Here is an 11,714-nt window from a genome sequence, read left to right as displayed (position 1 = left end):
GCGGTTTTGCTGTTCGGTGTTTTTGTAAACCTGCTGCTGCTGACCGGGCCGCTTTACATGCTGCAAGTCTATGACCGCGTGCTGGGTAGCCGGTCTGAAGCGACCTTGGTTGCGCTGACCGCACTGGTGGCTTTCCTGTTTCTTTGCATGGGGTTGCTTGACCATGTGCGAGGCCGGGTCATGGCCCGGGTCGGGGCGCGGTTCCAAAACGCGCTTGATATGCGCGTGTTTCAGGCCTCGGTGCGAAGGCTCTCGCTCTATCAGGGCGACGTGGCAGCGGCGGCGGGGCAGCGCGATCTGGAAGCGATGCAGCGGCTTTTGGCATCGCCGGTGCTGCTGGCGCTGTTCGACATGCCATGGGTGCCGCTGTTTCTTGGGGCGATTTTCCTGTTCCACCCCTTGCTCGGCTGGCTTGCGGTTGCGGGGGGCGTGGTGCTGATCGGGGTCACGATGCTGAACCAGTGGCTTTCAAAAGAGCCGTTGGAACAGGCCAACCGCGCCTCGGTGCAGGCTGAAAGATTTGCCGAAAACCTGAAGGCAGAGTCGGAAACGGTGCAGGCTTTGGGCATGGCCGGGGCAGGCTTTGCACGCTGGCAACTGGCGCGCTTGCAGGCGCTTGCGCAATCGGTCGCGGCCTCTGACCGGATGGGCGGTTTTCTGGTGCTGTCGCGCACCTTCCGCCAGTTCTTGCAATCCGCCATGCTTGGCCTTGGCGCGTGGCTCGTGCTGCGTGGCGAGTTGAGTGCTGGCGCGATGATTGCAGGCTCGATTCTGCTTGGGCGCGCGTTGCAGCCGGTCGAACTTGCGGTAGGGCAATGGGCGCTCGTGCAGCGCGCATCAGAAGGGCGCGCGCGGCTTGCCGCCCTGCTGACCTCGCAGCGCGAAGCGGTGGAACCTACAGCATTGCCACGGCCACGCGCCGCGCTTGACGTGCAGGGCCTGACCGTCGCGCCGCCGGGGGAAACCCGCGCGGTGCTGCGGGGCGTCAGTTTCAAGCTTGAACCCGGGCAGGCGATCGGGGTGATCGGCCCCTCGGGGTCTGGCAAATCGACACTGGCGCGCGCGCTGATCGGGGCTTGGCCCGCGGCAGGCGGCAAGGTGCGCCTTAATGGCGCGACGCTCGATCACTACGCGCCCGACGTGCTGGGCAGCTATATCGGCTATCTGCCACAGCGCGTAACGCTGTTCGACGGCACCGTGGCCGAGAATATCGCACGCCTCGCGCAAAAGCCGAACGACGAGATGGTGGTGGGCGCCGCAATAAAGGCGGCCGCGCATGAGATGATCCTTGCCCTGCCAGATGGCTACGACACGCGTATTTCTGCACTTGGGGGGCGGCTTTCGGGCGGCCAGATCCAGCGCATCGGCCTTGCGCGCGCGCTTTATGGCGACCCGGTTCTGCTGGTGCTGGATGAGCCGAACGCAAACCTCGACAATGACGGATCACTCGCACTCAACGCCGCAATCAAGACCATGAAGGCGGCAGGTGGTGCGGTTCTCATCATGGCGCACAGGCCTTCGGCGATACAAGAGTGCGACTTGCTTCTGGTGCTCGACAATGGCGTAACCCGCGCCTTCGGCCCCCGCGATCAGGTGCTGCGCGCGATGGTGCGCAATCAGGCTGAGATCAAAGCCTTTCCGGGCCCCGGAGGTGTGACATGACTGCCCCCGCGCCAAAGCCAGATCAGTTTTCGCCACGCCGCTACATTCTGGTCGGCCTGCTGGTGCTGCTGGTGCTGGTCGGCGGCTTTGGCAGTTGGAGCGTTCTGGCACGGATCGCGGGCGCGGTGGTGGTAAGCGGGCGGATCGAGGTCGAACAGAACCGCCAGATCGTGCAGCATCCCGACGGCGGTGTTGTAGAGGCGGTCTTTGTGGACGAAGGCTCCTCGGTCGCTGCGGGTGATCTTTTGCTGCGCCTAGACGGTGCGGCGCTGCGTTCGGAATTGGCGATTGTCGAAGGGCAGCTTTACGAAATGCTCGCCCGCCGCGCCCGGTTGCAGGCCGAAAGCGTTGACGCAAGCGATGTCAGCTTTGATGCAGCACTTGTGGCGGCAGCCGCCGCGCAGCCCGAAATCAACGAGTTGATGCAGGGCCAACAGCAATTGTTCGAGGCGCGGCGCGAAACCTTGGCGCAACAGTCTGAACGGCTGGGCGAACAACGCGGCCAAATCAGCAGTCAGATCAGCGGGATAGACGCGCAAATCGCGGCATTGCAACGCCAGCTCGATCTGATCGAGCAGGAACGTGTCAGCCAGCAAGAGCTGCTCGACAAGGGGCTCGCGCAAGCAAGTCGCGTGATGGCGTTGCAGCGCGAGGCAGCAAGCCTGCAAGGCGAGGCCGCAGGGCTGATCGCATCGCGCGCCGAGGCCGAGGGCCGCATAACCGAGCTGCAAATCGAAGAACTGCGGCTTGCCGCTGCGCGCCGCGAGGAAGCAGGCAGCCAATTGCGCGACATCGGCTTTCGCGAGATGGAGTTTGCCGAGCGCCGCAACGCCCTGATCGAACAGATCGCGCGGCTCGACGTTCTGGCACCTGTTTCGGGCATTGTACTTGGGCTACAGGTCACAACCCCGCGCGCCGTGCTGCGCGCCGCCGACCCGGTGCTTTACCTGATCCCGCAAGACCGCCCGCTGGTCATCACCGTGCAGGTTTCACCGATCAATATCGATCAGGTGCGCATCGGGCAGCAAGCATCGCTGGTGTTTCCATCCTTCTCGGCCCGCACCACACCAAAACTGGTTGGCCGGGTCGCGGTGATTGGCGCGGATGCGATCACCGATCAGCAAACCCAGGCCACCTATTACCGCGCCCAGATCACCCTCGAACCCGGCGAGATCGGCAAACTGGGTGATCTTGCGCTGATCCCGGGGATGCCGGTCGAAGCGTTCATCGGCACCGAAGAACGCAGCCCCCTCGCCTATCTTGTCCAACCCTTCACCGAATACTTCGCCAAGGCGTTCAGGGAAGACTGACAGGCAGAGCGGTGCCCGAAAGCCCCGGCCAGACAGCATCAGCCGCAGGCACGACATGCTAGAAACGCCGCGCAATCGCGTCGCAAAACGCGCATCTGCGCGTTCATGTGCCCCTGACGGCCCGATAAACGCGCCGCATAAGCCCGACCATACCCAAAAGCCACGCGGTCAGTGCAACGAACACCAGCACCCTCGGGATCGGGTCAAGAAAGCCGTACCCCATTGCGCGGTCGAATTGATAGGTGCTGGTCGTGTACATCGCCAAGGGGAATACCATGCCCCAGATCGCCGGTTCATAGGTAAAGCGGTCGCGCATCCAGACATAGCGCCAGAGCATTAGAAGAAAGAGGAACGGTATCCACCAACTCGCCACCGCCCAGAAGAAAAAGGTGAAGCCCCGCAGAAACGGCAGCAGCGGCACCAGCAGCGGCCAAGTCTCGCCTCGCAACAGCAGGATCGAACCCGCCAGCGCCGTAATCGCCACAGCACCCATGTTGATCCAATAAGGCGGGCTGAAATCTTCGCGCTGCATCGGCACGAAGGTCAGGCGGTAAAAGATCAGCGGAATGATCGCGAGATAAAGCATACAACCAATTAAAAACATTGCGATCACCTGAAACTGGATCGCCTCGGGGGGCGGTGCGGCCACATCGATCACACCGCGCAACACCACCACCGCCTGCGTGGACACCGCAGCGATCAGCCAAGCCCCGTTGATTCCTCGCGCCAGCGTCGGCTTGCGCGCCCGCACGGTTACGGCGGTGAAAAAGGTGTACATGATCACGAACCACAAGATCAGCCCAAACCACCAAAGCGCGATCCCCACCGTTGTCGCGCCGATCACCACCACGTTCTGTGTGCCCAGAACGCAGGTACCCGCGACGATGGTGAAAAACCCCGGCGCGCGCTGATGGTCCGAAATATCGCGCAGCAACTCTCCTCGAAACCGCACAGCGCGCAGGATGGTCAGGAACCAAAGCACGGGCCATGCGACCCAATTGATGCCGATCAGCGCCAGCGCAACCGGGCGAAGCCCCATGAAATGGCAAGCGATCGAGACCACGCCAGTCGCCATCACCAGCGCGAAATACCCCGGAAACAGCGATGCCGCGCCGCCCGTCAGGCGCGCTCTCAACCCGGTGCGCGTGGTCTGCGGCGTGTCGGCAGGGGCGCTACCCACGGACATATCGCGCCAAAAGTTCGATTTGCAGGAACAAAAGCACAAAGGCCGTGTTCAGCCCCCAAGTGACGGTCAACCATCTGGCAAGAACACCCCAAAGCGCACGGGCCTTTGCGGCACAGCGCCAGATCGCGACCAGAATCCAGATCGTATAGGCCGCCGATATCAGGATCAGGGCTTGCTGAAAAAGCAACTGCCCCGCGTCCAGCGCCGTTGCATGAAGGATGGCGAGCACGATGCTTGTTCCAACACCGTAGCCCCAGAAAACTACGGGCAAAGGCATCTGGCCGCGCCACGCGCGCAACTCTGGCGCAAAGAACGCAAGTAACATCGTGTGCTTTTGCGGCACCGTCGCGTGCATGGCTATCTCCCCGCGACAAGTGTTATCCCGGGGGGCGCTAAAAGAAAGGAAATACTTTAACGATCATCGGCGGGCGCACCCGCGCACCTAATCAGATGCACCTTTGTATTTATTTTAATTTTCAGCGCCTTAATTGCACCGCCTGCAAATCGACCTGCCTCTGCGCGGGGGGCAGAGCCCCTTGCCGCGCCAACTTGCCGGTCTGACTGGATTTTGAGGCCGCATAGGGTGCACCTTGGCCGCGTGATGCCCGCCAAAGCCTGGGGCACGCAATCATGGCGACCATCGGCGTGTCGGTGGTGGCGGCGGCATGCTAGTGTTCTGCGAATGGCGTCGCTCAGCCCTCGCAATATGTCGAAATCCGTCATCGGGGGCGTTAGTGACCATCGTAAGTGTGGCATTGAAAGGAATCAGCATGGCCGAAGTGACACTCGTTTTCTGGCGCGACATCCCCGCGCAGGTGATTGCCGGGCGGGGCCGCGGCGCGGTCAAGCTGCCGTTGCCCGAACGGTTCGAGCAGGCCATCGACCGCTGCGCGATGAAGATCGGCGCGCGCGATGCTGATGCCTATATGGCCGAATGGCGCAAGGCCGCCCCGGTCACCCATGCAGAGCCCGACGCCGAGGCCGCCGAGGCCACACGCGCGCGCATCCTTTCCGAATACGACAGTGCGCGACTTGCCGCACTGATTGCAAATGACGGCTGGGATTCCCCTCGCCCCTGAACCGGAGGCCTTGATGGCGCTTATGAACCTTCGCCGCGACACGCCGCCTGCGCCAAACGCGCTTGCAACGTTTCTCGATGGCGTCTCGATCGAGGTGATGCCGCGCACCGCCGCGGGTATCGAGGATTTCCGCGCCCTGCTGCCAGCCGGAACCCGCGTCTACATCGCCCATATCGACGGCACTCCGATTGACGACATGGTGGCCTGCGCCGCGCGCCTGCGCCGCGAAGGGTTCGAACCGATGCCACATTTTCCCGCGCGGCTGATCGCCTCCAAGGCGGTCCTGCTGGATTGGATCAACCGCTACAAAGGCGAGGCCGGGATCGAACAGGCGCTGTTGCTGGGCGGCGGCGTCAACACCCCGGCGGGCGATTACACCAGCGCCTTGCAAATGATGGAAAGCGGCGCTTTTGACGGATTCACACGCCTGCACATCGCAGGCCATCCCGAAGGCAACCGCGATATCGATGCGGATGGCGGCGACCGCATCGCGATGGAGGCGCTGCGCCTGAAGCAGGACTGGGCCGCGCGTTCCGATGCGAAAATGGCGATCGTCACGCAGTTTTGCTTTGAAGCTGAACCGGTCATCGCATGGGTCGATAAACTTGCAAGACTCGGCATCCAGCTGCCTGTGCATATCGGCGTTGCGGGCCCGGCCAAGCTGCAGACGCTGGTCAAATACGCCATCGCTTGCGGCGTAGGCCCCAGTTTGCGGGTGCTGCAACGGCGCGCGCGTGACGTGACCAAACTGCTTATGCCCTTTGGGCCGGGCGATCTGCTGCGCGCTTTGGCAGCGCATAAGACTGCAAATCCATCTTTCGGCATTGAATCGGTGCATTTCTTTCCGCTAGGAGGCATCAAGGCGACTGCCACTTGGGTGGCCGAGCATAATAAAGGCGAGACCGCATGACCCGCACCGTACTGGAATCCAAATCAAAAACCGTCGTGATCGGCTTTGACGAGCCGTTTTGCGTGATCGGCGAACGCATCAACCCCACGGGACGCAAGAAACTTGCCGCCGAGCTGGAGGCGGGAAATTACGCCACGGTCGAGATGGACGCGCTAGAGCAGGTCGCCTGCGGGGCAATGGTGCTCGATGTGAATGCGGGGGTGGTCTACAACTCCAACCCCAACCCGAACGAAACCGAACCGCCGCTGATGGTGGCGATGCTGCAACTGGTGCAGGGCCTTGTCGATGTGCCGCTGTGCATCGACAGCTCGGTGCCCGCAGCACTTGAAGCGGGGCTCGCAGCCGCCGAAGGGCGGCCCCTGCTCAACTCGGTCACTGGCGAGGAAGAGCGGCTGGAGCGCGTGCTGCCGCTGGTCAAGAAATACAATGTGCCGGTCGTTGCCATTTCAAATGACGACAGCGGCATTTCGATGGACCCCGAAGTGCGCTTTGCCGTGGCCAAGAAGATCGTCGAGCGTGCAGCCGATTTCGGCATTCCTGCGCATGACATCGTGGTCGATCCGCTGGTGATGCCGATTGGGGCGCTGGCCAGTGCCGGGCGGCAGGTGTTCGAGCTGGTACGCAGGTTGCGCGAGCTTGGCGTAAACACCACCTGCGGTGCGTCGAACATTTCGTTCGGTCTGCCCAATCGGCACGGCGTGAACGCGGCGTTTTTGCCGATGGCGATTGGTGCCGGCATGACAAGCGCGATCATGAACCCGGTGCGCTCGGTCGAGATGGAGGCAATCCGTGCCGCCAACATGCTGATGGACCACGATGCGAACGGCTTTGAATGGATCCGCTTCGCGCGCGTGCTGGAAGCGGTGAAGGAAGGCGCAAGCTTTGCCGAGGCCAGTGCCGCGGTGCAAGCCGCAGGCGGGGCGCGCGGCGGGCGCAGGCGCGGGCGCGGCTGACCCGCTGATTCGAGTACCCCCCGGGGCAACGACAGCGCAGATCAAACGGCGCGGGCACGATAGGCTGTGCCCGCAGCCCCACTAACATCTACATCTTCGCGCCAACACGTGAACCAGACTGTTTCCCAAGGTTTGGCTAGGTGGCAGCACCCTTGCGCCTTAAGCTGTTGGCAAGACAAGCGCCTTGGGGATTGATGCAGTTCTACCGTTTCTTTCCGCTTTTTGCGGCACTCGCGCTGACGGGTTGCATGGCCGCCCCCGCGGGTGGCCCTGCCGCGCGCGCCAATGCAGACCTGCAAGCACCGCCCGGCCTTGCCAGTTTCGACGTCGGCGCGACCCTCGCACCTTCGGCCCGGTTGCCCGGCAACACCGAACTTGCGCGCGATTTTCTGGAACTGACTTTTCAGCTTGAAAGCGGTCGCACCCTGCCCCGATTCACACGCTTTCAGGAACCGATCACTTTAACGCTCGCAGGTGCCGTGCCACCCAACGCGGGCCAAGAAATTGCGGGCTTGCTGGCAATGCTGCGCAGCGGAGCCGGCATCGACATCCGCCAGCAAGGCCCCGGCCCCGCCGCCATCGTGGTAGAGTTTCTGCCGCGCCGCGAAATGCAGGCGCTTGTGCCCAATGCCGCCTGTTTCGTGGTGCCCGGCGTATCAAGCTGGCAAGCCTATCGCGCCGCGCGTGGCAGCACGGCCACCGATTGGGCCATGCTTGCCGGGCGGAGCCAAGTTGCGGTGTTCCTGCCCTCGGATGTCGCGCCTCAGGAAATGCGCGATTGCCTGCACGAGGAAATCGCACAGGCGCTGGGCCCGCTGAACGATCTTTACCGGCTGACCGACTCGGTCTTCAACGACGATAACTTCGTGGCGGTTCTTAGCCCGCGCGATCTGTTGATGCTGCGCCTGACCTACGCACCAGAACTGCGCAATGGCATGAGCGAGGCCGAAGTGGCCGCGGCGCTGCCCGCAGCACTGGCGCGGATCAACCCGGCGGGTGGCAGCATTGCCACCCCTGCCCCGGCCACCCCCACACCGCGCGCTTTTCAGGCCGCGCTAGATGCCGCGCTTAGCAGCAGCGCCGCGCCGACACGCCGTCTGATCGCAGCGCAAAGCGCTGTCGAAATCGCAACTGGCGAAGGCTGGCACGATGCGCGCGCGGGGTTTGCGTGGTTCGCGCTTGGCAGGCTAAGCGCCAGTACCGATCCCGCCCGCGCGCGCCGGGCGCTTTTGCAAGCCGATGCGATCTATCGGGCACTGCCGGGCGCTGCGATTCATCAGGCACATGTGCGTATGCAACTTGCCGCACTGGCGCTTTCGTCGCAACAACCGGGCGAAGCTCTGCTTTTGGCAGATAGCGCGCTGAATGCCGCGATCGCCGCTGAAAACCCGGCACTGGTCGCCACGCTGCACCTGATCCGCGCCGAGGCCTATGCCGCCCTTGGCAATACGGCCGCTGCCGCTGCGGCGCGGCTCGACTCGGCGCGCTGGGCGGGCTATGGCTTTGGCAGCCAGGCCGCGGCAGACCGCCGCGCTGCCGAGGTCGCCGCGCTGGCCACAGGCACGCGGCACAATTGACCCGAGGCCCGGAGGCCCCATGATCGTCATTATCGCCGCAGCTTTCGGCGCGCTATTGGGCTACCGTAAGGCAGTACGGCGTGCCGGCAACCGCTTTGACCGCGCCCAATACGCAGCCGTCTACGCCATCTTGTTCGCCATTCTGGGCCTGTTCCTGACGGTCGCCATCCAGCGGCTTGCCTGAGGCGCGGGGCGATGTTCCTGCCCTTCTTCCTTGCCCTGCGGCGCGCCGGTGTGCCGGTCAGCCTGCGCGAGTTTCTCAGCTTTCTTGAGGGCTTGGCGGCAGGTCTTGCTACTTATGACATCGAGGCCTTCTATTATCTTGCGCGCACCTCGATGGTGAAGGACGAACGCCACATCGACCGTTTCGACCGCGCCTTTGCCGAGGCTTTCAAGGGTTTGCAGGCAATACCCGCAGAGGCCGTGCTCGAGGCGCTGGCGCTGCCCGGCGATTGGTTGAAAAAACTGGCCGAGCGGCATCTGACCCCGGAAGAACGCGCCGAAATCGCCGCCCTTGGCGGGTTCGAAAAACTGATGCAAACCCTGCGCGAGCGATTGGCCGAGCAAAAAGAGCGCCACCAAGGCGGCTCGAAATGGATTGGCACGGCAGGCACCAGCCCGTTTGGGGCCTATGGCTACAACCCAGAGGGCGTGCGCATCGGTCAGGCCGAAAGTCGGCACGGCCGCGCGGTGAAGGTATGGGACCGGCGCGAGTTTCGCGAGTTCGACGACCGGATCGAACTTGGCACCCGCAACATCAAGGTGGCGCTGAAGCGGCTGCGCAACTGGGCGCGCCACGGGGCCGACGAAGAGCTTGATCTGCCCGCCACCATCCGCGCCTCTGCCGAAGCGGGCTACATCGACGTCAAGACCCGGCCCGAGCGGCACAATGCGGTCAAGGTCGTGCTGTTTCTCGATCACGGCGGTTCGATGGATGCGCATGTGCGGCAGGTGGAAGAGCTGTTCTCGGCGGCGCGGGCCGAGTTCAAGCATCTTGAGCCTTTCTATTTTCACAACTGCCTTTACGAACAGGTCTGGCGCAGCGCGCGCCGCCGATGGGACGAACAGACCCCAACATGGGAAGTGTTGAACCGCTATGGCCCCGATTACAAATGCATCTTTGTGGGCGATGCCTCGATGAGCCCCTATGAGGTCAGCCACCCCGGGGGTGCAAATGAACATTGGAACCCCGAAAGCGGCGCTACGTGGCTGGCGCGAGCGCGCGCGCAATGGGCCGCCAATGTCTGGTTGAACCCGGTGCCCGAAAAACACTGGCAACACACCCCCAGCATCGGCATGATCGCGCAGGCTTTCGAGGGGCGGATGCAGCCTTTGACGCTTGAAGGCATCACACGGGCGATGAAAGTGCTGGGATGAAAACCTTGCAACGGCTCTGGCGCAACAACCGTATCGCGCTGATCGGCTTTGTCATCGCAGCACTTGCGGTGGCGTTCTTTGCCGTGCGGATGCTGGTCTTTACCATTTACTTCGCCGACCCCGCGCATCGGCTTGCCCCGATCAGGGGCTGGATGACACCGGGCATGGTGGCGCGAACGCGGCATCTGCCGCCCGAGGTGGTGGCCGATGCGCTTGGGCTTGATTTGACCGGACCGCGGCGCAAGACGCTGAACGAAATCGCCGCCGAGCGTGGCGTGCCGCTTGAGGTGCTGATTGCGCCGCTTCTGCCCTTGCTGGAGCAACCATGACCGATACCCTGCTGGCAATGCTGCCCGCTTGGGGGCCGTGGCTTCTGGCCGCGACGGCCTTTCTTGCCTGCCTCATGGTTCCGGTTCCTGCGTCGCTTCTGGCGATAACCGGCGGCGCGCTTGTGGCGGCTGGCGATCTTGACGGGGTGCAGGTGGCAGTGGCGACATGGGCGGGTGCTGTGCTTGGCGATCAGGTGATCTATTTCATCGGTCGCAAGGCCGGACACTTCTTTCCGCCCTTCAAAGGCAAGCGGCGCCGAATGTTGGCGCGGGCGCGGGCGCGGCTTCGGCGCAACGGAATCCTAACCGTTTTCTTCAGCCGATGGCTTTTCGCGCCGCTTGCGCCGTCGATCAACCTTGCCGCCGGCGCGCTGCGGTTTTCACATCTTCGCTTTACCTTGGCGAGCGTTACGGGCGACGTGTTCTGGGTCGGGCTGTATGTCGGCCTCGGATATGTCTTCAGCGCCAACCTTTCCGCAGCGACCGAGCTTGCCTCATCAACGCTTGGGTTATTGGCCGCGCTTGCCGCGCTTTTGATCTTTGGCTGGTGGCTGCGGGGCGCGGCACGCAGGCGGAGCAATTGATCTGGCTCGATTGAGCACCATATTCAAATGATGTTCAAACTTTTGCCCCTGCTTGCGCTGGTCGTCTACGGCTTTGCCATGTGGCGCTTTTCGGCGTGGAAACTGGCGCGCGAGCTCGATAGCCGCTCGCGCCCGTTACGCGATGCGCGGCTTGCACCCGTGCTGGGGCGGCTTGCAAAAGCAGTCGGGGTGCCGCGGATTCCGGTGCATGTCTATGAGATCGATCCGATCAACGGGCTTGCCGCACCCGATGGCCGCGTGTTTCTGACCCGTGGCTTCATGAACGCGCTCGACCGCGGGCAGGTTACGCCCGAAGAACTGGGGGCAGTGGTCGCGCATGAGCTGGGCCACGTGGCACTTGGCCATTCGCGCCGCCGGATGATCGACTTCACCGGGCAAAATGCGCTGCGCATGGTGCTGGCCACGGTGCTTGGCCGCTTTCTTCCCGGCATCGGTGTCTGGATTGCCAACCTAGTCGCATCGGCGCTTGCCGCGCGCCTCTCGCGGCAGGACGAGTATGAGGCCGACGCATGGGCATCGGCGCTGTTGGTCAAGGCAGGTATCGGCACCGCGCCGCAAAAGGCGCTGTTCACGCGGCTGGATCGGCTGACCGGCACGCCCGGTGCCAGCGCCCCGGCATGGATACTTTCACACCCGAAATCGCCTGACCGCATCGCGGCAATCGAGGCGCTAGAGGCGCGGTGGCACCGCGAGCCCCGCGACTGATCACCGCGCTAACTGCGTGGC

Annotated in this window: 13 protein-coding genes; 11 read left to right on the top strand and 2 right to left on the bottom strand. The window is 63.4% G+C overall.

The features are described 5' to 3' along the window. Both ABY403_RS07650 and ABY403_RS07645 read left to right on the top strand, forming a co-directional pair. Positions 1-1,662: type I secretion system permease/ATPase (locus ABY403_RS07650; RefSeq protein WP_372840174.1), on the top strand; the 1,662-nt coding region annotated here is incomplete at its 5' end. Beyond that, positions 1,659-2,972 (top strand): HlyD family type I secretion periplasmic adaptor subunit, encoded by a 1,314-nt coding sequence (locus ABY403_RS07645; protein WP_372840173.1) that lies wholly within the window; start codon positions 1,659-1,661, stop codon positions 2,970-2,972. The genes ABY403_RS07650 and ABY403_RS07645, both read left to right, overlap by 4 nt. A gap of 103 nt (positions 2,973-3,075) precedes the next feature. Here the strand turns inward: ABY403_RS07645 and ABY403_RS07640 are convergent, their stop codons facing one another. Continuing rightward, a complete protein-coding gene (locus tag ABY403_RS07640) occupies positions 3,076-4,152 on the bottom strand; it encodes a tellurite resistance/C4-dicarboxylate transporter family protein (protein ID WP_372840172.1) in 1,077 nt (358 codons plus the stop codon). Next, positions 4,145-4,513 carry a hypothetical protein gene (locus ABY403_RS07635; protein WP_372840171.1) on the bottom strand — a complete coding sequence of 123 codons (369 nt, stop codon included), beginning with the start codon at positions 4,511-4,513 and terminating at the stop codon, positions 4,145-4,147. Before ABY403_RS07635 ends, ABY403_RS07640 begins: the two co-directional genes overlap by 8 nt. Positions 4,514-4,928: 415 nt before the next feature. On the opposite strand from ABY403_RS07635, the gene ABY403_RS07630 reads away from it, so the two are divergent. From ABY403_RS07630 to ABY403_RS07590, 9 genes are all read left to right on the top strand, one after another. Then, a complete protein-coding gene (locus ABY403_RS07630; RefSeq protein ID WP_372840176.1) occupies positions 4,929-5,237 on the top strand; it encodes a virulence factor in 309 nt (102 codons plus the stop codon). Positions 5,238-5,250: 13 nt separating this feature from the next. Further along, positions 5,251-6,147, top strand: coding sequence for a methylenetetrahydrofolate reductase (locus tag ABY403_RS07625; RefSeq protein ID WP_372840170.1), 897 nt, complete (start codon positions 5,251-5,253; stop codon positions 6,145-6,147). After that, complete coding sequence (locus ABY403_RS07620) at positions 6,144-7,100, top strand: methyltetrahydrofolate cobalamin methyltransferase (RefSeq protein ID WP_372840169.1); 957 nt, start codon at positions 6,144-6,146, stop codon at positions 7,098-7,100. Before ABY403_RS07625 ends, ABY403_RS07620 begins: the two co-directional genes overlap by 4 nt. A gap of 194 nt (positions 7,101-7,294) precedes the next feature. Further along, positions 7,295-8,677 (top strand): DUF2927 domain-containing protein, encoded by a 1,383-nt coding sequence (locus tag ABY403_RS07615; protein WP_372840168.1) that lies wholly within the window; start codon positions 7,295-7,297, stop codon positions 8,675-8,677. A gap of 19 nt (positions 8,678-8,696) precedes the next feature. Then, positions 8,697-8,861, top strand: coding sequence for an apolipoprotein acyltransferase (locus ABY403_RS07610; protein ID WP_372840167.1), 165 nt, complete (start codon positions 8,697-8,699; stop codon positions 8,859-8,861). An 11-nt stretch (positions 8,862-8,872) separates the two neighbouring features. Beyond that, positions 8,873-10,054 carry a VWA domain-containing protein gene (locus ABY403_RS07605; protein ID WP_372840166.1) on the top strand — a complete coding sequence of 394 codons (1,182 nt, stop codon included), beginning with the start codon at positions 8,873-8,875 and terminating at the stop codon, positions 10,052-10,054. After that, the gene (locus ABY403_RS07600) at positions 10,051-10,383 is read left to right on the top strand and encodes a hypothetical protein (RefSeq protein WP_372840165.1); all 333 of its coding nucleotides are present in this window, start codon (positions 10,051-10,053) and stop codon (positions 10,381-10,383) included. Before ABY403_RS07605 ends, ABY403_RS07600 begins: the two co-directional genes overlap by 4 nt. Beyond that, positions 10,380-10,967: a DedA family protein gene (locus tag ABY403_RS07595; protein WP_372840164.1), complete on the top strand. Its 588-nt coding sequence runs from the start codon at positions 10,380-10,382 to the stop codon at positions 10,965-10,967. The genes ABY403_RS07600 and ABY403_RS07595 overlap by 4 nt, the downstream gene beginning before the upstream one ends. 30 nt (positions 10,968-10,997) lie before the next feature. Further along, complete coding sequence (locus ABY403_RS07590) at positions 10,998-11,693, top strand: M48 family metallopeptidase (RefSeq protein ID WP_372840175.1); 696 nt, start codon at positions 10,998-11,000, stop codon at positions 11,691-11,693. Positions 11,694-11,714: the final 21 nt, after the last annotated feature.

Origin of the sequence: Phaeovulum sp. (assembly GCF_041596715.1) — a bacterium.
Classification (GTDB): domain Bacteria; phylum Pseudomonadota; class Alphaproteobacteria; order Rhodobacterales; family Rhodobacteraceae; genus UBA6213.
This window is presented reverse-complemented; position numbering and strand designations above follow the sequence as displayed.